Below are 24483 nucleotides of genomic sequence, written 5' to 3' on the forward strand. Positions count from 1 at the left end.
ATCTTGGGGGTGTGGTATTTTCTCTGAATTCATATCTATTTAAGTATAAGTATTATTATAGTATACTTAAATAGATAGCCCTAATCTTTCTAGAAAAGATTAAATATTAGGAGGTAATATGAATTATAGAGTACATTCATTCCGAAATGGTTTGACAATTTTTGAAAATGATCCAAATTATATACATCTTTGGAATGAGGTTCAAGATGTTTTAACTAATATTACAGATCAAGATATAATAAATGAGTATAATTATAGTGAACGTAGTTCAAAAAAATCTATCTCAGATGCAATAAATAAACTTATTGATAGAAGATTAAATGATAACTTTGGTTGGCAGAGACAAAGTCCAATCTTTAATGACTCTGAATATAGGCCTACAAGTAAAAGTCATTGGTGGACCCTTGATTTTGCAAAAGAAGAGGTAGCTATAGAAGTTGCTTTTAATCATGGAGAGGCAGTTGCTTGGAATTTAATAAAACCAGTTTTATCAGGGGAATTAAATCATGTTGAAAAAGCGATACAGACAAGTGCAGGCATTATTATTTGTGCTACACATAGTATGAAATTGGCAGGTAATTTTGATGGTTCGATAGGTACATATGAAAAATTTCTACAATATCTAAATCCTTTTAGAAATATACTAACAGTTCCGATGGTAATTGTAGGACTTGAGCAACCACAAACATTCAAAATAAATAAAAAATTAAAAGAGGTTGAAATGTTATAAATTACAAAATATAGCTGTCGCATGAATAATTCGAAATTGTTTTGTGATAGCTATTTTTTATTTTATTTAGGCTCATATATACATATATAAACTTATTTAATATAAATATAATATGCTAAGGATATAGTAAATTACAATAGCAAGTAAATTTTAAATGGGGGCATTGAAAGTGAATTATAATGATAAATCAATAGACTCAATAGTTGAGTATGCAAAAAATATAAGAGGTAAAAATTTTGGGGATATAGATCAGTTCTATAGATTAGAAAATAATAGAGGAAAAGGTAACTTAGGACAAGTTGTAGAGGAAAGTTATTTTGGATATGAAGTGAATTCTAAGGCTGAGGCCGATTTTTCTCATGTAGGAGTTGAGCTTAAGGTTACACCATATAAAATAAATAAAAATAAGACGATATCAGCTAAAGAAAGATTAGTTTTAAATATTATAAATTATATGGAAGAGTATGATAAAACATTTGAAACAAGCTCATTCTGGAGCAAGAACGAAAAATTATTATTAGTTTTCTATGAGTGGAAAAAAGAGTTAGAAAAGAAAGATTATAATATAACGGATATTATGTTACATGAATTCTCCAAAGAGGATTTAATAGTTATAAGAAATGACTGGGAAACTATAGTTACTAAAATAAGAGAAGGTAAAGCTCATGAAATATCAGAAGCGGATACTAACTACTTAGGAGCTTGCTCAAAAGGAGCTAATAAAAACTCATTAAGAGAGCAGCCATTCTCTGATAAGTTAGCAATGCAAAGAGCCTATAGTTTAAAATCATCGTACATGACTTATTTGCTTAGAAATCACTTTGGAGATAAAGGAGAAAAATCATATAGTATTTTAAAAGATACGAAAAAGAGTATAGAAGAGGTTTTAGAAGATAAGTTTGCTCCATTTTATAATAAGAGCATAGATGAAATTTGTAGTGAATTAGATATTAGTTTATATAATAAAGATAATAAACTTCCTAAAAACTATGTTCAAATTTTATGTAGCAGAGTTTTAGGAATCAATGATAGTAATCTAAAAGACTTAGATAGTACTATAGAAGAGTTTGCAAAAGCTAATATAAAACTTAAAACTATACGCATAGAGAAGAATGGTAAAATTAAAGAACATATGTCTTTTAAGACTTTTAAATATACTGAAATAATAAATGAAACGTGGGAAGCATCAGAACTTAGAGATTTATTTGCAGAGCAAAAATACTTATTTGTTGTATTTAAGTATGATAAGGATAATAACTTGAGGCTTTATAAAATAAAGCTATGGAATATGCCTTTAAGAGTATTAGATTCTAAATTAAAAGATACCTGGGAAGAAACAGTTAGAGTTATAAGAGAAGGTATTGAGATAGAGGTTATAGGAAGCAAAACATATGATAATTTACCGGGATCTAAGTTTAATAAGTTTTGCCATACAAGGCCACATGCACAAAATAAGAATGATACATATTTATTGCCAGATGGTAGAACCCATGTGAAAAAGAGCTTCTGGCTTGATAAGGAGTATATATTATCTATAGTAAAATACTAAAGCGAGTAGGTAATGATATAGTTTGGCTCTTTTATTGTATTAAATTTTAATATAAAATATAAAAAGGGTGAAAATATTAAATTTGATTTTATATAATCAAGTTAAAGTATATATTATTAAGGTGGTAATATGGAAAAAGCATTGACACTTAGATATTCAGAATGTAGTCTAATAAAAGAGTTAGATAAATTAAATAAAGAATCAAAAGAAGCGGTTGAGGGTGATAGAGAGTTAAGTAGATTCAAGAAATATATGCATGTGCCTAGAAAGATAGAAAAATTATTTATTGATAAAGTAAAAGAAGTAGCTAATAAAGATAAAGGTTATATAATAATACTTGTAGGGGATGGAAAGTCACATCTAATATCATACTTTAGGACAAATTATCCGGATTTGTATGATAACTTTCAGTTCCATACAGATGCAACTGAAAGTTATCATCCAAAGAAGACAGATATAGAAACATTAGTAGATGTATTAAAAGGTTTTAAAGATGAGAATATAGACATCAATAAAGAAAATAAGTTAAGAAAATGGTAATTTGAATGAAATGGTATTTATTAGTAAATGTAATCGTAGCTTACACATTGATACTTATATGGAATAGATTTAAGTTACGCTGATTATATTATGATTCAATAAAGAATGTAGATAGATTTGTGTAAAAACAAATTTATCTACATTATGCCCCATAAGTACCTGAAAAGTATTAGGAGAATATAAAATCAACTACTAACTTGATGATTTCTAAATGACTTGTACACAAATATTAAAATAATTGGTATAAAAGTTAAAAATAATATAGACAAAGTAGCGAAATAATTTAATTCTAACCCTAAAATATTATAAAATTTATAGTATCCGAGATGATTTGCAATAGTACCAATATTTACTGGAAATAAATCTAAGAACTTGCTTAGAATATTTACTGTATTTCCAATATTTACGAATTTGGGTAAAAGTAATATTGCTATACAAACTAAAATACATCCATAAAGTGTCTTTGAGCGAGATGACACGTAGAGAATTAAGGATGACATAATCATTGAAGATAATACGACAGTTAGAGTACTTAGAGTAAATGCCTGTAAAAAGTTCACATTATAAATTGAATGCCAGTAAGTAGGGTTTACTTGTATATTACTATCCCAACCATCAAGTCCATAGATTCCCAATCTTAAAGAAGCTGTGATAAGTACAAATAGTATGGAAATGAACAATGTAGTTAATGAACTAACTATTATTTTTGATATATTTAATTTCCCTTTGCCATATTTTGATGATAATAAAATAGCATCGACTCCATCTTCGTACTCTGAGACATAAATTGGTGATATGCAAATACATAAGCAAACTAACACTATGTAATTTATTATGTTCATATCCCATAATAATTAGTCCAGCCTGCATTGTAGTTATATTTTAATGGTATATCCAGCTTAGATAATTCATCTAGTACTATATTCTTTTCTTTGTTATTTAAGCTTAAATTAGGGTTATTAATATATTCTTTAGTTTGCTTATATTTATTAGTATAAAATCTATTACCATCAGATGGAGCTAACTCCTTAATAGCATCAATGTTGCTTGATAATATGCTTCCATAAGATCTACTAATTAAACTTTCTATAATAGAATATTTTTTCCAGTACTTAAAGTAAGCTTTTGGCGTCAAATTATTACTTTGATCAACATTACTTGAATTGTTAGTTATTTCATTATATTTACCGATTATTTGAGAAATTTTTTCTTCAGTTAATATACCTTTGAGCTGAAGCTGAACCTCCTTGTCCAAATGAATAGCTTCTAAGCCTTTATATTCAACATTATCACTATACTTATATCTTTCACCTAAAGTAGTAATAGCAACATATGATATTATAAGTAAAATAGATAAAGATAAAGTTATTATAGTAATTCTACTTTTGATTATTTTTTTGAATTCGATGTTAATTAAATAAATCAAATTGTCACTTCCTTTCTGAAAACTTCATTAAATTTTGTATTTTATGCTATGAAACTTGATGCTTGTAAAATGACCTCATTGTCATAAGAAGAAGAATTAATATACCAATAATAGATACAATGCAAATAATAACAGGAAGAGGTACGACAAAATTAAAAAAATTAAATACTATATACGAACTAATTATCTTAAGTCCTAAAGTCATGTTTGAAGGGAATAAAAACATTAACTTTGATATTATAGAAAAATCATTTATAGAATTAGTTGCATATATAAAGTATGGAATAAAAATCAGTAATAAGCATAAAATAATAGATGTAAATGATTTTTTTGATTTAACTGAAATAATCATTATAATTGAAACATAAAACAGTGTAGCTAGGTAAGATAATCCGATAATCATTAAGGTTGCTTGTAAGAAAGTCATATTATACATTGAATACCATAAATAGCTTAATGCCTGAATAGGAGTATTTGCACCAGTTGGACCATATAATATTAAGTTACAAATTACTATATATGTCATAAAAATTAAGAAAAACAATGTAGTAAATATGAACGCAGCAATAAACTTAGATATAGCTAATTCCCTTCTACCTTTTTTAGAAGATAGAATTAGATTATCTACTCCTGTTTGATATTCATTTGTAAAAATAGGTGCTAAGCAAATAGCAATAACAATCATTATAAACATTCCAGAAGCATCATCAATTGTTCTAATTATTTGTTCCCAACCTCTTATAGGTTCATAATTTAAAGGTTTCTCCATCATAGATATCTTATTAATTAAATATTCTTTTGTTGAGCTAGACACTTTAGAATTGTTTAAGTATTTTTCAACATTGATGTTTCTCATATCATAAATTTTAGAGGATTCATCAGGAGATATATCAACTATACTTTTATTAAGAGTACTTTCTCCCTTAGGAGTTGTAGCTCTAATAATAAGATTTTCAAAATTTGAATATTTTCCTGAAAACTTAACAAAAGCTTCATCAGTTAAGCCACTAGTTTTATCCTTGGGATCATTTAAATTTTTAGGCGAATAAACTATGTCGTGATAATAAGTTGTGATCTTTTTCAATTTATCCCCTGTTATAGGTCCTGAATTATTTTTTTGTGCATTAAATTGATGTTTTACTGCTGCTATTCCAGAAAACTCCCCAAAATACTCATTAGAAACATTAAAGATGTTTAAACTTACTGTGACTAATAAAATCATGGTCGCTATTAAAACTCTTTTTGTTTTAATAATTTTTATAAACTCATATTTAATAAGATTATTCATCGTTATGCCATCTCCTTTTCATTAAAGTAGAATAAGAAAGCATCTTCTAAGTTTGGTTCTTCCAGTTTTAAAGTTGAAGAAAGTAAATCTGGCTTAACTTCAGATATAAATCTCACATTTATACCATTATTATCTCGTATCGTATTCGATACTCTATATTTCATTTTAATTTTTTCCATTTCACTTTGATTCACATTTACACTATAAACTTTACCATTAAGTTTATTTAGTATATCTGCTGTTGAGAGCTTGTCTACTAACACACCATTTTTCATTATTATTACTTCATTTGCAATGAACTCTATATCAGAGGTTATATGAGTAGATAGTATAACTATTTTATCCTTAGAGATATCTGAAATTAAATTTTTAAATCTGATTCTTTCGTTTGGATCTAAGCCAGCAGTCGGTTCATCTAATATTAATATTTTAGGGTCATTCAATAAAGCTTGAGCTATACCAAGTCGTTGCTTCATACCACCAGAAAAACCTCCAATTTTTCTTTTTCTATCATCATATAAATTTACAAACTTAAGTAAACTTTCGCACTTATCTGACCATATTTTTTTAGGTAGACCTTTAAGAGAACAAACGTAATATAAGAAGTCTATAGCCTTAAAGTTCTTATAAAATCCGATGTGTTGAGGTAAGTACCCTAATAGTTCTGTGTATCTAGATTTCATTTTATCCTTTGACTCACCATCTACATAGATATTTCCTTGACTAGGTTGTGAAACATCGGCTATTATTCTCATTAGCGTTGTTTTTCCTGCCCCATTAGGACCAAGTAAACCATATACACCTGGTGTAAGAGTTACATTAAAATTATTGACCGCTTTTTTATCTTTAAATTCTTTTGTAATATTCTTTATTTCTAGTTTCATTATTATTTCCTCCGTTTATTTAATATTGTTCTAAGTAGTTGATTGATTGTTTATAGAAAACTTTAAAAAATATAAAAGTAAGTATAATTGCAGGAATTATAAAATATTCAAGTTCAAGACCTGAAAGGTGTATACTAACTAGGTTTAACTTCTCACAGTAAATTATCATTAGCCAAACAGAAATTGAAATTAATATACTATTAACATTTCTATAAATAGTTAATAGTATAAGAGTAATCATCGTTGACATGACTATAGGAAGTATACATAATGTAACAACTCTATAAAGGGGCAAATCCACAGAATTATGGAATACAATAGCATTTATTATTGTACTTACTAATAGTGAAATAGTGGCTATTAGTGCAGACTTACCTAAAATTAGCTGTTTTAGAGAATACTTAAAACTTAATTCTAATTCCCAAACATTTTCATTTAATCCACGTAAAAGCTCGTAAAATCCTAAAAATACACAAATTGGTGAGGTCATAAGTATCGTTATAATAGAATCTTCTTTAAAAAGCTTGATAAGTATTAATCCCACAAATATTAAAGCAAGGGATATAATCCAGTAGGCTTTATTTATAGTAAAGTAACTTTGTTTAAGAATCTCAATAACATCACTAAATGGAGTTATAATTGAACTTAGGTTACTTTTAGGGAGTTCAATAATCATATGACATTTTTGTATAGTTTCATCAATTCTTAATTCTTTTTCATTTTCATCAACTTTCATATCAACATAAGTTTCGTATTCATCGAGAAACTGTAGAATTTCAGAGTATTCTTCCTCAGTAACCTCGTTAGATAGATTTTGTTCATAGATATCTCTAAATAATATATTATGATCTTTTAGCCTATTTTTCTTGTTCACGATTACCTCCTAAAATTTTTCTTAGAGATTTAATACCATTAAATAATCTAGACTTTATAGTATTTTCATTGGTCCCAGTTAATTCGCTTATTTCTCGAATTTTAAGATTGTTGTAATACATTAGTATAAGTGCTTCTTTCTGTGTATTTGGCAATTCATCTAAAGCTGTAGCAATTTTTTTCTGCTTTTCTTTTTTCAAAATAGCTTTAGTAGGCGTATCATCTGATAAAATTTCAGTCTCATATATATCAACTTGCTTACTTTCTAATTGATAGTTTTTACTTCTAAAGTAATCGTTCTTTACATTTATAGCTATCTTTAGTAACCAATTTCGAAAATCACCTTTTTGTGAATCATAATTATGTAACATCCGTATCATCTTTAAGAAAGCATCTTGAGTTAAGTCATATGATAAATTAACATTATTAGTACTCTTTAATAAGAATTTAAAAACATAATCGTAATGATTCCTAATTAGAATATTAAGATTTTCACTTTCGCCATTAGAGATTTTTTCAATTAATTCTTTATCTGGTGTAGACAATTGATAACCTCCTCTCATATAGTTCTACCGTTGTTTTTTAAAAAAAGTTTATAAATTTTCAAAAAAAATTTTTGTTATAAGCAAAATGGCTTTTATGATAGTATTTCTTTTATTTTCAATATTATTTTATTAAGATTGATATACTAGTTACACATAGAGTAACTAACATTCTTTTGTATAAAATTTATATTACTAAAAAAGTGAACTTTTTAATGGTATATTTTATCTAATTAGTATACTTACTATAGTTGAATTATAAATAGAATAGGGGGCGAGAAAAGAGTATATGAGTAAAAATAAGATAAAAAATATTTTCCCAAAAATATCAGAGAGTTTTCATAATACTTTAAAAGAAACATTGAATAACTTAGAAGAAAAAGAAAATGTAATTAAAAAACAATTACCTAATAAAGATTATAAAAGTTAGAAGCATAAAGTAAAAGGCTATAGCAGAAGCTGTAGCCTTTTACTTTAATATCATTCAATCTATTAATAGCCTTAGCCTTATTCTCATCCATAATCTGAGTATAAATATTATTTCTTTTTTTATCTCTTTATCATAAGACTCATTACATTTTTAACATCATCTTCAGCATTTATATTATTTTGATTCTGAGGGATTTCATTTAAATTGATAGTCTTATTTTTAATAATATCTGAATCAGATTGCGTTTTATTAAAATTAGAATCATTATTAGTAACATAATATAAGCCTAAATTATAACTATTCAAAAGTATTCCTGAAGTTTATTCATTTACTGTTGCGATTAGTCCCTTACTTTTGAGATGATTTTTAAATGCATTTAGGAATTAAAAGGAATCATAACTTCCCTGGCGTTTTCTTCCCGCCATATATTATTCCTCTATATCTATTCAATTAATTATATAATCAGAAATTAATTCAGCTTTTTTTAATTTTTTTGCATTAAGATTATTCCAAGTAGCATGATATTTATTTTCAAACTCTTTAATAACTTTATGATATTTAGTTAAGTATTGCAATGTATTAATATTATAGTCTTTTGAATTAGCATTATATAAACGTTGCTTTGGAGTCACAGGTAGCAGATAATAGGTATAGCTCCAATAGAGACCTCTCCATAAAAATCGTCATTACTATCATAATTTTATACGATTTCTTTATATTCATTTATTAATTCAACTATTTCTTTTGTGACAGGATGCCAAGTAAGTTTATATTTTGAATCAAAGTTGTGCATATATAATTTATTATGTTTGTTATTTACTTATATGGATGATAGTTTATATGATAATATGAAAAAGAAAAGTAAATTAAATATATTTAAAGATTATTTATCTTTCTTAAACAAATTAGATGAACTAAATAAAGATGAAAAGGAAATTTTAAATAGCTTTGGTTATGAATTTATAAATTTGGATAAGAAAAACTATATATCTTTAGAAAGAAAGAATCCAGTTAAGTTTTTATTAAAAAGTAGTAGCGAATTTTTTTATGAACATAATAACTATGTAAGTTTAAATGATGAATTAGAAAAATTCTTAAATAATAATGTATTTATAGAAAATGTTAAAGATACAATAGATTTTAGAACTAAAGAATTTTATAAAAACAGATATGAAAAGAAATAAGGGACTAACGAAACGTTCGGTAGGATAAAGGAGAAATTATGAACTGTATATTTTGTGAGATGAATAATTACGTATTAGAAAATGAATTAGCTTATGCTATATATGATAAGTTTCCAGTAAATAAAGGACACATGCTTTTCATTCCTAAAAGACATGTAAAAGACTTCTTTGATATAACTAAAGAAGAAAGAGAAGCTATATTTGATTTAGTAGAAGAAGGCAAAAATCTACTAGATAGTAAATATAGTCCAGACGCTTATAACGTAGGTGTAAATTGTGGAGAATTTTCAGGACAAACAGTAATGCATGTTCATGTACACTTAATACCAAGATACATTGGAGATACAGATGAACCTCAAGGTGGTGTAAGAGGGGTAATACCTGAGAGAATGAAATATTAGGCAATAAGGTCAACTACAATATATAAATAACCTCCTTTACTATTAAGTATAAAGGAGGTTATTTATTAGCAATATAATAAAAACTTGACCTAGAGTTAACTCTAAGTGGTATAGTTTAAATGATTAAAAATAGATAGAAGTTAAAGAAAATTGGGAGGAAATAATGAAAAAATTATGGAAGTACATTTTTAAATATAAACTTTTGTTTTTTACAAGAATACTCACCATATCTATGGCAGCCCTATCTGTCATAGCCTTTGATTTTATTATGGGATTTATAGTAGATATATTTGCAAGTGGAAGTAGTGAAAAGTTTGTATCTATTATTGTTATAAGTATTTTGCTTATAATAATATTATTTTTAACTGAATATATAGACGGAAAAGTTATGTCATCTTATATAAAAAGCACAGTAAATTATATGAGAACTGATATTTTTAATAAAATACTAAATAAAGATATGAAAGATTTCTCGCTAGACAATAGTGGTAAATACATATCGATTCTTTACAATGATATAAAAATAATAGAAGATAGTTTATTAAATAATATCTTTCTTGTAATATCATCTTTTATATCTTTTATAATATCATTAGTTTTTTTATTTTCTATTAGTCCATACATAGTAATATTTATTGCTGTATTTGGAACGCTTGGATTTGTAATACCAAATGCTTTATCTAAGAAACTAGTAATAGAAAAAAATAATTACTCACAAAATTTAGAAGAAATAACTTCAGTTACTAAGGATTTATTTTCAGGATTTGAAGTAATAAAAGGGTTTAATATAGGAAGTAAGATTAATGAAATATTCAAAAACTCTTCTAATAATGTAGAAATGAGTAAGAGAAAGTGTTCTATACTTGAGGCTATAATAAGAGGATTCTCACTTTCTTTTAGCGTTACAATATATTTAGGTGTTTTAATATTAGGTGGATACCTAATGTATAAAGGAGAGATAACTGTTGGTACGGCTATAATAATAATTCAATTAAGTACACATGTAGTAGGACCTGTTAAAGTAAGTATATCTTTAATCAATCAAATAAAATCAGTATCTCTTATCGCAGATAAAATTGATAATATAGTTAATGACTTAAATGAAGATGTTGAGAATGAAAAATTACCAATATTTGAAGAAAGTATTGAGGTTAATAATTTAAACTTTTCTTATACTGAAGATAGAAAAACTCTAAACAATATTAACTTAAAATTTGATAAAAATAAAAAGTATGCAATAGTAGGAGAGAGTGGATGTGGTAAAAGTACACTAATAAAGTTATTAATGAGATATTACAAAACTTATGATGGTGAGATATCAATAGATAACAAAAACATCCAAAATATATTTAGTAATGATTTATATAAAAATATGTCTATGATTCAGCAAAATGTATTTATGTTTGATGATACTATAAAAGAAAATATTAAATTATTTGCAGGTTATAGTGATGATGAAGTTTTAAATATATGTAAAAGATCTGGTTTATCTAATTTAATAAAGCAACTTCCGAAAGGGATTGATTCTTTAGTTGGAGAAAATGGAAATAAATTATCTGGAGGAGAAAAGCAAAGAATAGCTATTGCTCGTTCACTTATAAATAATACTAAGATATTAATTTTAGATGAATCAACTTCTGCACTAGATAATGAAACTGCATATAATTTAGAAAACTCACTATTATCCATTGATGATTTGACGTTAATAGTAGTAACTCATAAGCTTATAAAAAATATTTTACTAAAATATGATGAAATAATCGTTATGAAAGATGGCTCAGTTATAGAAAAAGGTTCATTTAAAGAACTAATTGACATGAAGGGGTATTTTTATAGTTTATATTATCTACAAAGTGAAGAAGTAGATATATCAGATAAATAAATATATCTAAATAATTTATAAATGAGATACAACTTATATACTAAATAATTATAATTAGATGGAAGAACGTTATATAAAACATTATTATAAAGTAAATTTTTAATATTTAAATTAGTTGAATAATCATTGTTAGAGTGTTAACATATACATTGTCTATATTAAACTTATGGTAAATATTATAATTAAGGGTTGAATTTACTGAATAAAAATCAGCTTACTTTGAGCAATGGAATCTATGATTCATTCGAGACATTTAAAGTTTGTTAAGTATTTATTATAAAAGATTTAATATAACTAAAAACTAAAACAAAAGGGGAATAAGTAATGAAAAGAAAAAACTTAAGGGGTGTAATTGGTTATAGTTTAGCTGTGTGCCTGATAACAATAAACTGCTCTTCATCATTTGTATTCGCACAAAAAGGTGTGAATACGGCACAGAGTCAGATAAGAATGGCAAGTACAGAAAAGGTGGAGTTAGATAATGGAATTGTATTGAATTCAAAAGAAATGGGACAAGGGGATGTAACCATTGTATTTGATACAGGTTATGGAAATACATTAGATAATTTTACATATATGCAAGGGGAATTATCAAAGATAGCAAAAACGTTGACATATGATAGAGCAGGATTAGGCGAAAGTAGTGATACAGGAAATATGGCTCCTCTTAGTGATAATGAGAGAAAAACTCTTATAGATGGTGGAGTAATAGAATATAGTGAAGCTGATTTTGATGGTACTACTAAGACAGCAAAAGATAAGGCGGAAAATCTATATAAATTATTACAAGCTAAAAATCTTCCAGAACCATATATTTTAGTAACACATTCTTTAGGTGGCCATACTGCTATAGAGTTTGCAAAAATGCATAAAGAAAAAGTAGATGGTATAGTATTTATAGATTCAACTGGTAGAAGTGCTAATGGTGAAATGTATGATTTTTTCGAATCGTTTGTTCCAGGAATGGGAGACGAGCAATTATCTGTATATAATAAGCATGATGGAACATTAGATGAAGCTCTTATGGGTGAAAATCAAGTCAAAAATGATAAAAATGCACTAAGAGACATACCTTTACTTTATTTAGAATGTGATCCTTATGCAATGGCTCAAGGAGCTATGGGTGATGCTTTTGCTGAATTGAAAACTAAACAAATAAGCGATTTATTGTCAATGTCTGATGATACTAAGCATGTTCAAATAAAAGGAGCAACACATCAAGTACATATAGATAAACCAGAGGAAACATTAGCTAATGTAACAGAATTTATAAATTATTGTATAGAAAAAAATTAAATTATTTGATAAAAATAGAGGTTTAGTATTATCAATACTAAACCTCTATTTTATTATTTCATGCTTTTATATGACAGTATTTTAAATTATTTAGCTTATACTACTAAGATATATTAAAGACACAAATGCACCTAAAAGAGGAGTAAGCGGGGTAATACTTGAAAGAATGAAATACTAATAATATACTCTAAATAAATACCAAAATATAGCACACTATAGTTTTGAAATAAAATAAGGGGGAAAATATGATAGAACAAATAAACACACAACTAAACAATGCAAAAAACGAAGTAGCTAAAAAATATGTATTAGAAAAGAAACTAAATGACCTAAAAAAAGAATTACATAAAAGCGAAGAAGAACTAAACAAACTAGAAAATAACCTTAGAAGAGAAAAAAGAGATGTAGATAACCTAAAGACACTATCCTTATCAAACCTAGTGTCTACAGTAATGGGAAACAAAGCAGAAAAAATGGAAAAAGAAGAAAAAGAATACATAATGGCAAAAATTCAATATGATAGTTGCCAATCTAAAGTAAGCTCAATAAAATCTAACATAAATGATACAATAAAAATACTAAGTAGCTTAGCAAAATATGAAGAAGAATATGCCAACTTACTAAAAACGAAAATAGAGCTAATCAATATCTATGGAGATGAAAATACTAAAAACAAAATAATAGACATAGAAGAAAAAATCGATAACTACCTAAAGGAAATCAAAGAAATAAATGAATCCATATCAGTTGGAAATAGCCTAATGGTAGAAATAGCACAAGCTAAAAAACTATTAAACTCTGCAAAAAACTGGAGTACATTTGATATACTTGGTGGAGATTTATTAAGCTCTATGGCTAAGCATAGTAAAATAGATGAAGCTCAAGCACATTTTTCTAGAATTTCAAATTTAACAAGATCTTTTAATAAAGAATTAAGAGATGTAAACATTAGTGGAGTTGGATTTTCATCTACAACAAAAACTTTTGATATATTCTTTGATAATATATTTAGTGACCTTTCAGTAGATAAACATATCAATGAATCTTATGACAAGGTATGTAATCTAGAAAGAAATGTAGAAAGTATACTAAAAAAGCTAAAAAGTGATAAGGAAAAGTTAAATATTGAAGTTACTGTTACAAGAAATGAATATGATGAATTTATAAAAAATATATAGGGCTAGATAATACTTTATATAATAATGCAATAAAACTATGGATAAACTAATTGAGAATCAAAACACAAAAAGGAAGTGACACCATGGATTTTAACCTTCACCAAAGTGCAAAAGAACAAATAGATAAGCTACTAATACAAGAACAAAAACAAGAAAAAGCTTTCAGAATATGTATCCGTAGAGTCTCTGGTTGACGTGGTCCCGTTTGGGATATAGCTCTGGATGAGCCTACAGATAAAGATGAAGTATTTGAATGTGATGGATACAAAATATTTATGAGAAAAGAAATGGCACAAAAGATCAATAACGTTGAAATCTTTTACCAATACGGAATAAGTAAAAGTGGGTTTAGAGTTTTAACAGACATGATGTGGAAACTAGAATACAAATATGAAGATTGGGCAAAATCAAATTTTAACTAAAAAATGGTAATCCCATTATCTAAGTAAATCTTAGATATGGGATTACCATTTTTAGATTAAAAGTCATATCTATATAAAAATACATTAAGATGAGTTTTTATATTATTAAGATACACATCTTTTTTATTAACTAATTTATATCCTTGACTATCATAAAATCCATAGTTACATCTATCATAAGTATATAAATACAAAAATTTAACATCCATACTATTCATGTACTCATTTAAATATTTTACCAAAGTTTTTCCTACACCAAGACCTCTGCTTTCTTTACTTACAATAAATAAATTAATAGACCCTTGAAACTCATCTTCAACACCACCCAATATAAATCCAATAACTTTACCATACTTATAAAAGCATTGAGATATTATCATAAGGTAGGAATCCTTATTCCAAAATATATAGATGAAAATAGTGGATATAGGTATTATACAATTGATCAATTTATTTCTATAGATATTATAAATTAAAAAAAATTAGCACTCAATACTTGACACTGCTAATAAAATGATTAAAATAATAAATATAGAAAAAATTTATAAAAATAAACTTAGGAGGAGATAAAATGGAAAATAAAAGAGGTAATATATCAATACATACAGAAAACATATTCCCTATAATAAAGAAATGGTTATACTCTGACAAAGATATATTTTTAAGAGAGCTTATAAGTAATGGGTGCGATGCAATAAACAAGCATAAAAAATTAATTTCTTTAGGGGAAATATCAGACAATAAGGATAATGACTACAAAATAAATGTAATTATAGATAAAGAAAATCAAACGCTTATATTTGAAGACAATGGTATCGGTATGACTGAGGAAGAAGTAGAAAAGTATATAAATCAAGTTGCTTTTTCTGGAGCTGAAGATTTTGTAAATAAGTACAAAGAAAAAATAAGTGAAGAAAATGATATAATAGGTCACTTCGGATTAGGTTTCTATTCAGCATTTATGGTATCTAAGAAAGTCCAAATTGATACATTATCATATAAAGAAAATGCAAAAGCTGTAAGATGGATAAGTGAAGGACAAACTGAATATGAAATAAGTCCTAGTGATAATAAAACTACAAGAGGTACAACTATAACACTATACTTAGATGATGATAGTAAGGAATTTTTAGAAGAGTATACTGTAAGAAGTATAATTGATAAATACTGTTCATTCTTACCAGTTGATATATATCTAAAAGTTAGTGGGAAAGAAGAAGAGGATTTAAAACCTATAAATGATACAAAGCCTTTATGGACAAAATCACCAAAGGATTGTACAGATGAGGAATATAAAGAATTTTACAAAAAAGTATTTAAAACATTTGACGAACCATTATTCTGGATACACTTAAACGTAGATTATCCATTTAATTTAAAGGGTATATTATACTTCCCTAAATTAAAAAATGAGTTTGAGCTTATAGAAGGTAAAGTAAAATTATACAACAACCAAGTATTTGTTGCAGATAATATAAAAGAAGTTATACCAGAGTTTTTATTACTGCTTAAAGGTGTAATAGACTGCCCAGACTTACCATTAAATGTATCAAGAAGCTTCTTACAAAATGATAAAGATGTAAGTAAAATATCTAAGCATATAGTTAAGAAAGTTTCAGATAAATTAAAATCACTATACAAAAATGAAAAAGAAAACTATGAAAAATTCTGGGATGATATACAAGTATTTATAAAATTCGGATGCTTAAAAGATGAAGGGTTCTACGATAGAATAAAAGATATTATATTATTTAAAAATATTGATGATAAATACTTAACACTTAATGAGTATTTAGAAAGCTGCAAAGAAAAACATGAAAACAAAGTATTTTATATAAGTGATGAAAATCAACAATCTCAATATATAAAATTATTTAAAGATTATGGATTAGATGCAATAACTTTAGATACTAGCATAGATAATCACTTTATATCATTTATTGAATACAAAAATCCACAAGTTAAATTTAAAAGAATAGATGCAGATTTATCAGATGTATTAAAAGATAAAAATGAAGATGAAAATAAAGAAGACAAAACTGCTATAGAAAACTTATTTAAAGATTTAGTTAAAGATAAAGTAAAAAATTACTCAGTAGAGAGTTTAAAGAGTGAAGATACTACAGCTATAATATTAGTATCAGAAGAATCAAGAAGAATGGCTGAAATGAAATCACAATTTGCAGGAATGGATTTTGGGATGAATTTTGAAGAAGAAAAGACTTTAGTTATAAATAACAACAGCCCAATAGTTAAAAAGTTAGTTGACTTAAAAGATGATGAAAGTAAAAAAGAACAATTATCTTTAATATGTAATCAAATAGTAGATGTAGCATTACTTTCAAATAAAGAATTAGATTCAAAAGGATTAGATGAGTTTATAAAAAGAAACAATAAACTTATAAGTATGGTAATGGATCTATAAAAATAAATATACTTAGAAAAATAAAGAGAGTGTACTACTTAAATGTAGTACACTCTTTTTTTATTTTAAAATTAAATGTAAAAATATGGAAAAAAATGTAGAAAAATTACAAAATATACCATTTTAAAATAAAAATATTTTAATTTGGATAAAAAATAATAAAAAACGCAATTTTCGACAATATATCACAAAATAATTATGATATATTACTTAATGACTAAAATTGAGGGAGGTATTTGATATGAGCTATCGTAAGGATGATTATGGGATGAATTATGTTAAGGAGGATGTTGAGCAGAGTTTTTTCAAAAAAAATATAAAAGTGATTATAGCGATTATAGTAGCATTTTCATTAGGTGCTATTGGAGGATCATCTATTGGAATAGATGAGAAAGAACATGAGGAAGTTAAGTCTCAATTAGAAAATAAATCTAAAGAATTAGAAACTGCAAATTCTAAAATATCAGAATTAGAAACTAAAGTTCAAGAAGCTAAACCATACTTTGATATGAGTAGTGCTGAACAAGAAGCTATGAAAATAGAGGCAGCTAAAAAAGAAGAAGAAAATAAGAAAGAGCAAGAAAGAATAGCTGAAGAACAAAGATTAGCAGAATTAGAAGAAAGAACAAAAACATTAAAAAATGGAAATTTCATAGCAGGTAAAGACTTTGACCCAGGTACATATGATATAGTAGCCATTGCAGGTGGAGGAAATGTAACTGGAGGAAGTATATTCAAGGGCGGAATAAATGCAATAATGGGACCAGCAGATGATGGATTCTATCAAAAGGAATATAAAAACATCGCATTTAAAGAAGGTGAAAGTTTAAAAGTAAGTAATGTTACTATAAAGCTTATACCAGCTGAATAATAGCAAAGTATATAGTTTAATAAATAAAATAGCTGATTTTGGATTATTTTTAATACTTAATAAATATATACAAGGGTTTAATGATTATGAAATAACATTTATAGTCCAAAGAAAATGATACTATAATATTAAATTAATAAGAGGAATTAATCTAAACTATTGGAATATCAATGTTTGAGTCTATTTTAATATAATCAATTAAGAAATAATTAAAAATAGGGGTATATTTTTAAAAGAATAAGGTATATACTTATAAGTGTAGCAAATAAAAAGAAAGCCTTTTATAAAAGGTATGGAGAATTTTAAAATGAATAATGGAACAGTAAAATGGTTTAACAATGAAAAAGGATTTGGATTTATATCAGTAGAAGGTGGAGATGATGTATTCGCACATTTCTCAGCTATACAAACAGAAGGATTTAAGTCATTAGAAGAAGGTCAAAAAGTAAACTTTAATATAGTTAAAGGTGCTAGAGGACCTCAAGCTGAAAACATAACTATATTATAATATAGATAAAAAAAGACCGAATGGTCTTTTTTTAATACATTTATAGAAAATATACTCTATATATGACATAAATATTAAATAAAAACATAAAAATTAGTTTTATCTTAAAATTAGAGATTTAAAATATAGATTAATTAGGAGGTATAAGTATGAAAGTGTTACAAAGAGGATTAAAAAAAGAAGATATAGTTAAAATTAAAAGATATAATAAATGGCATATAGTAACAGATAATGATGTAAGAATGCTTGTAAATGAAACTTCTAACACAGATAATGATGATAACTCAAATAAAGTAGATTGGAAAAATAACAAGGCATATATATTTATGGATAGTTTTGAATCTAGTAAAAAATTTTATGAAAAGAATAAAGAATTAGAATTAAAGTTATATATCAAAGCAGATATTGGAACTTTATACAATGAATATAAAGTAAATGATTGGAGTTTAACTGAAAGAGGAATAGAAGTAGACTTAGCATAAATAAAATAGATGAAAATATTAATATATAAAACGTTAAGTATAAAATATACTTTATTTTTTATGCTTATATTTAAAATAAAAGCTCTTTTAATCAACTTAAGATTAAAAGAGCTCTTTTATATATTAAACTTCTTTAGATACACCCATAGAATAACTTCCTTGTGGGTTTAACATTATATTTATTTTCTTTAAATAATCAAGTATTAAAGGAACAGCAGCTGCAATCCAAGCCATTGGACCTGCTAAACAAATACCTGTATAACCTAAAAAAGCAGGTAAAGTAAAAGCAACTATAGTTCTAGCAACTAATTCAGCAACACCAGCCATCATAGGAACAAAAGTATGACCCATTCCTTGTAATGTATTTCTGTATATAAATATTAAACTAAGTGGTATAAAGAAAAATGCCACTATAGTAAGATATTTCTTAGCATAAGCTATAACATTTGGATCAGCATCTGATACGAACATATTAATAAACATTTCACCAAAGAATATAAGTACAAGTGCAGCAACAATACCTATAATTATGTTAATAATAGTACACTTTTTAACACCTTCTTTAATACGTTCAATATTTCCAGCACCAAGGTTTTGTGCAGAGTAAGTAGCCATAGTAACACCAAATGTGATACTAGGTTGCATAACAAGTTGTTCAACTCTTGAAGCGGCAGTATGAGCTGCAACTACAGTTGAACCAAAGGCATTAACAGCACCTTGTAGTATTATTGCACCAATAGCTGTTATTGAGAATTGAAGAGCCATTGGAACTCCGATCTTTAAGTGTTGTTTAATATATTCATTTCCAAACTTAAAGTGTTTTTTCTTAATGTGTAGTATAGGGAATTTCTTTGCAGTATATATAAAACATAATAATCCTGAAACTCCTTGCGATATAACTGTGGCATAGGCAGCTCCAGAAACTCCCATTTTAAAATTAACGATAAATACTAAATCTAGTATTATATTTAAAATTGATGAAACTATTAAAAAGTATAATGGCGTTTTACTATCTCCAAGTGCACGTAAAATACCTGATATCATATTGTAGAAAAATGTTGCGAAAGTTCCAGCAAATATTATTGTAATATATGTTGCTGCATCGTTTATAATATCATTTGGAGTATTCATTAAACGAAGTAATGGTTTAGCTGCAAATACACTTATAATAGTAATTATAATTGCCATAATAGTTGATAGTACAATTGCACTAGCTACAGCCTTTTTTAATCCTTCTTCATCATTAGCACCAAATTTCTGAGAAACTAAAACAGAAAATCCAGACGCTAATCCTAAAACAAATCCGATTATTAAAAATGTCATTGAACCTGTGGATCCAACGGCAGCAAGTGCTTTTACCCCAAGAAATCTTCCAACAATAATTGTATCAACCATACTGTAAAACTGTTGAAATATATTACCTATTAACAAGGGTATAGAAAAAAATAAAATTAGTTTTACTGGATTACCAGTAGTCATGTCTTTAGTCATATTATCTCCTTTCATATAAATAAATTATATCCATCTCAATAGAATAACATTGTTTGTATATCTATACAACAATTTATGTGTTTCATATTAAAAATGTACGCCTAATATTAAATAAATATATTTTTTTATATTAAATATACCTCATAATTCGAACCAAATCGTATTTATTATAAAAAATAACATATATTAGTATATAAATACATAAATAAAATGCACTATTAATTGTTAAAAATAAAAAAGCAAAGGATTTAAATAGCAATCATATTAAATAATATAAAAGGAGAATTTACTATGTTTAGTGTAAATCCAGTGGAATGGATCGGATACGGCGCATCAGTATTAATCGTAATATCCCTAATGATGACATCGATTATAAAGCTTAGAATAATAAACTCTTTAGGATGCTTTTTATTTGTTATATATGGAATGTATGTAAAAGCATATCCTGTTGCAATATCTAATGCAGTCATTATTTTAATAAATATATATAATTTATATAATTTGAAAAAAGAAGATAATAGAAAATAAACTAATGACATCTATTTAATAGATGTCATTAGTTTGTTAGTCTAAATAGATTATATAGATTTTATATAAGTTTATATGTATAATAAGTAGATAAGACATAAATTCAAGGAGAACAAATGATAAAAAGAGAATTTGAAATAAATGATATAGCATACCTTGCTAAAGATAGAAGAATAAAGGTTCATGTAGATGGAAGTGATACTTATACTAAAAATATATCTTTAAAAGCTGGAGATGCTGTTAAAATACTAGACTTTTATGAAATAGACAAGTATGGATATTCATATGAAGCGGAATTTAAAAAAGATGGAACATCATATATTATAAGAAAGCACTTAAGTCAATCAGATTTAAGACCTAAAAAGTAATAATATAGTTTAATTCCAATATTTAATACATATACTACAATTATTAAAATAAAATAAGAAATTAGGTGATTTTAATGATATACATATATAATTGCTATGGAGGAACCCACTCATCTATTTTAGCAATGGCTTATCACTTAGAAATGCTGGATGAAACTCGAGAGCCGACTAAGGATGAAATCTTGAATTTACCGAACTTTAATAAGTTAGTATATGGAAATCGTGGAGAACTTTTTTATTATGGAAGTGATAAAGATGGAAATGAAGTATACGTTGTAGGTAGAGGACGTTCAAAGGTTTTAATTCCAGGATTATATAATTTAGCTTCCATGCTTCATAAACAAAAGCTATTAAATGAGAAGATTATATTTTCTAATACGTCGCCAACAGTTCCATTACCGATGACCTTTGGTGGACTATTTTCTAGATGGTTAAAAATTGATTCTATAGGAGTTCCCTTGCTGGTAAAGGGAGCAAAACAATCATACAAGGACGTTATAAAACTTGTAAATAACACAAAGAAGGAAGCAAAGGAAGATAAGTCAGAGGTTATTATTTTAGATAATAAGGAATTTAAGAAAAAATAAATTTTAATATTCTCTACTAGATTGACCTCATTAATAATAGATAAGTAAGTGGTTTTATGATTAACATACTAGGCCAAGTTATGGTTTATGTAAATAACAAAGATGAAGGCACAGTAAAATATGAACTATAGTCTAGAATGTATGTAAAATATTATGAGAAATGTATTAAATCTTGAATAATTAACAAATTAAAAATGGTCATGTTATTAATAAATAACATGGCTATTTTTAATTTAGTAGATAAAATTATCTTATTTTTTATTCCATATAAATTGTAATTTTGTAAGAAGATTTCCATTATTACTGTTAATATTATGAATAGTATTAATAGCTTTATTTTCACCATGAATTACTTCAGATGAAATATGCAATGTATCTCCATCAGTTGTTTCCTTTTTAAATAGCACTTTAATATTAAATAATTCATACTCATTTAAAATAGATCTTGGTAAAGTATCTATTGCCATTTCCATATACTTTACATTATTAACATGCCCATTAGAATCTATATCACTATATCTAACTGGATAGTCTTTTATATAGTCTTCTTTTTGAATTTTAGGAATATCATCTAAAGGAGGTACTACATCTAACTCTCCATTAAGTCCATATATTTCGCTTTGGTCAGATGATATTCTCATAGGACGTCTTTTTTCAAAATCTATTAATATGGCTGTTGAAAAAGCTTCGCATAAAACCTTTCCTTCAGAGTTTTTTATAGTATTTTTTCTATAACCATAGAACTTTTTTGAACCTAACACCTTAGTGTCAACAGTTATAGTATCTCTAAATTTAGGGTATTCATATATAGTTATATCATACTTTAAAAGTACCCAAATGCATTGATTGTGGACAAAGCCTTCTTTAGTTTCTCCTAAATAATCAGACTGAGATATAACAACATCCCATAAGAAATCTACTAGAGATGAAAATTTGCATTTGTGCTCAGAATCAACATTAAAAATATTTATTTTATATTCTTTTTTAAAAATATCGTTCAATTACCTTTCCTCCTTTGATAAAGTTGGTATGTATTTTATATTAAATATTGTATCATAATTTAAAACTTTTCCAATTAGTATTACTTTTAACCTACCTTTTATAGAAAATATAATCAAGAGTTTATGAGAAATTAAAATATATTAAGGTCATAAATTTATGATATACCTTAAATTAACATAATTTTCATATTTATTAATCTTTTATGAAAATTCATACATTGAGGTATCACGATTCCATTTATACATGAATACTATACATTAGAAAGGGGATGTTTAAGAAATGGCTTCAAAAAGGAATGATTATGATAGAAATCAGCAGTGCTTATATGATGAATGTAAAAGGTTAATGAACTACCACACTTTTTTTACAATGAAGGATGGAACTACATTTGATGGAATAATTGAAAGCGTAGATAGAGATTACGTTATTGTGTTGGTTGGGGAGGATGTAATAGATAAAGGTTGTGGAGAACAATATGATGAACAGAGACAATTTGGGCGTCCTAGAAGATTCAGACGCTTTAGACGTAGAGTTTTTCCACTTTCAGCTTTAGGTACACTAATATTATTATCTTTTCCTTTTAGAGAATAATACCTAATTATTATTTAACCTATCTAAAAACTGAATAACTACTACTCTTTAAGTAGCACCATAGGCAATAAATTCTTGGTTGAATTTGCTGCTATTTTTTCAGGTGAAATTAAAGGTGAAAGTTTATAAAGATGACAAATAAGGAGCTGAATGCATTTCAGCTCTATTTCTGTGTGGAAGTTATTTTACAAATTTAGTAATTAAAAAATAATTATAGTATATACATGTTTAATTATCCACTGATGAGCTAATGCAACTTAATAGTTTTATGTCTAGTTATGGGAAATTTAAAAAGAAACTGAACTTGGTTAGTTTATAATCCATATTGGAAAATATGATATAATAATATCCTAAGAGTTTAATAAAATAAGATGTTTTTAGAATAATGGGGGGGATACATATGTCTCAAATGACTAAAAAATCATTTGCTGCTTCACTTAAAAAAATGTTAGCACAAAAACCGTTGGAAAAAATAAAAGTTATAGACATTACAGAAGATTGTGAAGTAAATAGACAGACATTCTATTATCATTTCAAAGATATTTATGATTTACTAGAGTGGGTTTATACAAATGAAGCAACAAGAGCTTTGGACGGTAAAAAGACATATGATACTTGGCAACAGGGATTTACACAAATATTTGACTATATATTAGAGAATAAATCTTTTGTATTAAACACATTTAACTCTGTAAGTAGAGAATATCTAGAACGTTACTTATATAATGAAACTCATTTACTTTTGATGGGAGTAGTAGAAGAAAAGGCAAAAGGTATACCAGTTAGAGAAAAAGATAAGGAATTTATTGCAGATTTTTATAAGTATGCATTTGTAGGGCTTTTGCTTGACTGGATTAAAAAAGGAATGAAAGAAAAGCCTGTAGATATTATTAGTCGATTGAATACATTGATTTGTGGTAATATTGAAGAGGCTTTAGAGCAATATAGGACAGATAAATAAGTAGTATAAAAATAAATAGAGAATAAAAATTAGACAAATAATAT

The 24483-nt window shown here is 26.3% G+C and carries 30 protein-coding genes; 20 read left to right on the forward strand and 10 right to left on the reverse strand.

The window, feature by feature from the left end:
- Positions 1–118: 118 nt before the first annotated feature.
- From JWF52_RS12310 to dptF, 3 genes are all read left to right on the forward strand, one after another.
- Positions 119–730 (forward strand): BglII/BstYI family type II restriction endonuclease, encoded by a 612-nt coding sequence (locus JWF52_RS12310; protein WP_208333848.1) that lies wholly within the window; start codon positions 119–121, stop codon positions 728–730.
- Positions 731–899: 169 nt separating this feature from the next.
- Entirely contained in the window at positions 900–2279 is a 1380-nt protein-coding gene (locus JWF52_RS12315) for a Sau3AI family type II restriction endonuclease (RefSeq protein WP_208333849.1), read from the forward strand.
- A gap of 129 nt (positions 2280–2408) precedes the next feature.
- The gene (gene dptF, locus JWF52_RS12320; RefSeq protein ID WP_208333850.1) at positions 2409–2819 is read left to right on the forward strand and encodes a DNA phosphorothioation-dependent restriction protein DptF; all 411 of its coding nucleotides are present in this window, start codon (positions 2409–2411) and stop codon (positions 2817–2819) included.
- An 838-nt stretch (positions 2820–3657) separates the two neighbouring features.
- Here dptF and JWF52_RS12325 read toward each other — a convergent pair.
- The 5 genes from JWF52_RS12325 to JWF52_RS12345 are packed head-to-tail and all read right to left on the reverse strand — an operon-like array spanning position 3658 to position 7835.
- Positions 3658–4245, reverse strand: coding sequence for a hypothetical protein (locus JWF52_RS12325; protein WP_208333851.1), 588 nt, complete (start codon positions 4243–4245; stop codon positions 3658–3660).
- A gap of 46 nt (positions 4246–4291) precedes the next feature.
- Positions 4292–5533 carry an ABC transporter permease gene (locus JWF52_RS12330; RefSeq protein ID WP_208333852.1) on the reverse strand — a complete coding sequence of 414 codons (1242 nt, stop codon included), beginning with the start codon at positions 5531–5533 and terminating at the stop codon, positions 4292–4294.
- A gap of 2 nt (positions 5534–5535) precedes the next feature.
- Positions 5536–6417 carry an ABC transporter ATP-binding protein gene (locus JWF52_RS12335; RefSeq protein WP_208333853.1) on the reverse strand — a complete coding sequence of 294 codons (882 nt, stop codon included), beginning with the start codon at positions 6415–6417 and terminating at the stop codon, positions 5536–5538.
- A 19-nt stretch (positions 6418–6436) separates the two neighbouring features.
- Positions 6437–7291 carry a hypothetical protein gene (locus JWF52_RS12340; protein WP_208333854.1) on the reverse strand — a complete coding sequence of 285 codons (855 nt, stop codon included), beginning with the start codon at positions 7289–7291 and terminating at the stop codon, positions 6437–6439.
- The gene (locus tag JWF52_RS12345; protein WP_208333855.1) at positions 7275–7835 is read right to left on the reverse strand and encodes an RNA polymerase sigma factor; all 561 of its coding nucleotides are present in this window, start codon (positions 7833–7835) and stop codon (positions 7275–7277) included. Before JWF52_RS12345 ends, JWF52_RS12340 begins: the two co-directional genes overlap by 17 nt.
- 286 nt (positions 7836–8121) lie before the next feature.
- Between JWF52_RS12345 and JWF52_RS12350 the strand changes: the two genes are divergently transcribed.
- A complete protein-coding gene (locus tag JWF52_RS12350; protein ID WP_208333856.1) occupies positions 8122–8262 on the forward strand; it encodes a hypothetical protein in 141 nt (46 codons plus the stop codon).
- Between the two features lie 119 nt (positions 8263–8381).
- On the opposite strand, the gene JWF52_RS12355 is transcribed toward JWF52_RS12350, so the two are convergent.
- Together JWF52_RS12355 and JWF52_RS12360 are read right to left on the reverse strand one after the other, a co-directional pair.
- Entirely contained in the window at positions 8382–8567 is a 186-nt protein-coding gene (locus JWF52_RS12355) for a hypothetical protein (protein ID WP_208333857.1), read from the reverse strand.
- 141 nt (positions 8568–8708) lie between these two features.
- The gene (locus JWF52_RS12360) at positions 8709–8894 is read right to left on the reverse strand and encodes a hypothetical protein (protein ID WP_208333858.1); all 186 of its coding nucleotides are present in this window, start codon (positions 8892–8894) and stop codon (positions 8709–8711) included.
- Positions 8895–9086: 192 nt separating this feature from the next.
- Between JWF52_RS12360 and JWF52_RS12365 the strand changes: the two genes are divergently transcribed.
- The 6 genes from JWF52_RS12365 to JWF52_RS19370 all read left to right on the forward strand — a co-directional run bounded on the left by JWF52_RS12365 (position 9087) and on the right by JWF52_RS19370 (position 14625).
- The gene (locus JWF52_RS12365; protein WP_208333859.1) at positions 9087–9446 is read left to right on the forward strand and encodes a hypothetical protein; all 360 of its coding nucleotides are present in this window, start codon (positions 9087–9089) and stop codon (positions 9444–9446) included.
- Between the two features lie 35 nt (positions 9447–9481).
- Positions 9482–9847 (forward strand): HIT family protein, encoded by a 366-nt coding sequence (locus JWF52_RS12370; protein ID WP_353654936.1) that lies wholly within the window; start codon positions 9482–9484, stop codon positions 9845–9847.
- Between the two features lie 163 nt (positions 9848–10010).
- A complete protein-coding gene (locus JWF52_RS12375) occupies positions 10011–11729 on the forward strand; it encodes an ABC transporter ATP-binding protein (RefSeq protein ID WP_208333861.1) in 1719 nt (572 codons plus the stop codon).
- Positions 11730–12053: 324 nt separating this feature from the next.
- On the forward strand, positions 12054–13025 hold the full coding sequence (locus JWF52_RS12380; protein ID WP_208333862.1) for an alpha/beta fold hydrolase: 972 nt from the start codon (positions 12054–12056) through the stop codon (positions 13023–13025).
- A gap of 245 nt (positions 13026–13270) precedes the next feature.
- Complete coding sequence (locus JWF52_RS12385; protein ID WP_208333863.1) at positions 13271–14203, forward strand: V-type ATP synthase subunit I domain-containing protein; 933 nt, start codon at positions 13271–13273, stop codon at positions 14201–14203.
- A 287-nt stretch (positions 14204–14490) separates the two neighbouring features.
- The gene (locus JWF52_RS19370; protein WP_286184148.1) at positions 14491–14625 is read left to right on the forward strand and encodes a hypothetical protein; all 135 of its coding nucleotides are present in this window, start codon (positions 14491–14493) and stop codon (positions 14623–14625) included.
- A 56-nt stretch (positions 14626–14681) separates the two neighbouring features.
- Here the strand turns inward: JWF52_RS19370 and JWF52_RS12390 are convergent, their stop codons facing one another.
- Positions 14682–15005, reverse strand: coding sequence for a GNAT family N-acetyltransferase (locus JWF52_RS12390; protein WP_208333864.1), 324 nt, complete (start codon positions 15003–15005; stop codon positions 14682–14684).
- Between JWF52_RS12390 and JWF52_RS12395 the strand changes: the two genes are divergently transcribed.
- The 5 genes from JWF52_RS12395 (at position 14991) to JWF52_RS12415 (ending at position 18911) form a co-directional block, all read left to right on the forward strand.
- On the forward strand, positions 14991–15101 hold the full coding sequence (locus JWF52_RS12395) for a MerR family transcriptional regulator (protein WP_286184149.1): 111 nt from the start codon (positions 14991–14993) through the stop codon (positions 15099–15101). The two genes, JWF52_RS12390 and JWF52_RS12395, sit on opposite strands and share 15 nt — an antisense overlap.
- A gap of 95 nt (positions 15102–15196) precedes the next feature.
- The gene (gene htpG, locus JWF52_RS12400; protein ID WP_208333865.1) at positions 15197–17050 is read left to right on the forward strand and encodes a molecular chaperone HtpG; all 1854 of its coding nucleotides are present in this window, start codon (positions 15197–15199) and stop codon (positions 17048–17050) included.
- 241 nt (positions 17051–17291) lie between these two features.
- The gene (locus JWF52_RS12405) at positions 17292–17921 is read left to right on the forward strand and encodes a hypothetical protein (RefSeq protein ID WP_208333866.1); all 630 of its coding nucleotides are present in this window, start codon (positions 17292–17294) and stop codon (positions 17919–17921) included.
- A 307-nt stretch (positions 17922–18228) separates the two neighbouring features.
- On the forward strand, positions 18229–18429 hold the full coding sequence (locus tag JWF52_RS12410) for a cold-shock protein (RefSeq protein WP_208333867.1): 201 nt from the start codon (positions 18229–18231) through the stop codon (positions 18427–18429).
- Positions 18430–18578: 149 nt separating this feature from the next.
- The gene (locus tag JWF52_RS12415) at positions 18579–18911 is read left to right on the forward strand and encodes a hypothetical protein (RefSeq protein WP_208333868.1); all 333 of its coding nucleotides are present in this window, start codon (positions 18579–18581) and stop codon (positions 18909–18911) included.
- A gap of 123 nt (positions 18912–19034) precedes the next feature.
- On the opposite strand, the gene JWF52_RS12420 is transcribed toward JWF52_RS12415, so the two are convergent.
- Complete coding sequence (locus tag JWF52_RS12420) at positions 19035–20402, reverse strand: MATE family efflux transporter (protein WP_208333869.1); 1368 nt, start codon at positions 20400–20402, stop codon at positions 19035–19037.
- Positions 20403–20693: 291 nt separating this feature from the next.
- On the opposite strand from JWF52_RS12420, the gene JWF52_RS12425 reads away from it, so the two are divergent.
- The 3 genes from JWF52_RS12425 (at position 20694) to JWF52_RS12435 (ending at position 21885) form a co-directional block, all read left to right on the forward strand.
- Positions 20694–20930: a YgjV family protein gene (locus JWF52_RS12425; RefSeq protein WP_208333870.1), complete on the forward strand. Its 237-nt coding sequence runs from the start codon at positions 20694–20696 to the stop codon at positions 20928–20930.
- Between the two features lie 116 nt (positions 20931–21046).
- On the forward strand, positions 21047–21298 hold the full coding sequence (locus tag JWF52_RS12430; protein ID WP_208333871.1) for an RING finger protein: 252 nt from the start codon (positions 21047–21049) through the stop codon (positions 21296–21298).
- Positions 21299–21423: 125 nt separating this feature from the next.
- Positions 21424–21885 (forward strand): DUF3189 family protein, encoded by a 462-nt coding sequence (locus tag JWF52_RS12435; RefSeq protein WP_502711259.1) that lies wholly within the window; start codon positions 21424–21426, stop codon positions 21883–21885.
- 251 nt (positions 21886–22136) lie between these two features.
- Here JWF52_RS12435 and JWF52_RS12440 read toward each other — a convergent pair whose 3' ends face one another.
- Positions 22137–22886, reverse strand: a complete 750-nt coding sequence (locus JWF52_RS12440; RefSeq protein ID WP_208333873.1) for an acyl-[acyl-carrier-protein] thioesterase — start codon at positions 22884–22886, stop codon at positions 22137–22139.
- A 280-nt stretch (positions 22887–23166) separates the two neighbouring features.
- Between JWF52_RS12440 and JWF52_RS12445 the strand changes: the two genes are divergently transcribed.
- Both JWF52_RS12445 and JWF52_RS12450 read left to right on the forward strand, forming a co-directional pair.
- A complete protein-coding gene (locus tag JWF52_RS12445) occupies positions 23167–23478 on the forward strand; it encodes a hypothetical protein (protein WP_208333874.1) in 312 nt (103 codons plus the stop codon).
- Between the two features lie 400 nt (positions 23479–23878).
- On the forward strand, positions 23879–24439 hold the full coding sequence (locus JWF52_RS12450) for a TetR-like C-terminal domain-containing protein (RefSeq protein ID WP_208333875.1): 561 nt from the start codon (positions 23879–23881) through the stop codon (positions 24437–24439).
- Positions 24440–24483: the final 44 nt, after the last annotated feature.

The sequence above is a fragment of the Clostridium sp. CCUG 7971 genome (genome assembly GCF_017590215.1).
GTDB lineage: Bacteria > Bacillota > Clostridia > Peptostreptococcales > Peptostreptococcaceae > Faecalimicrobium.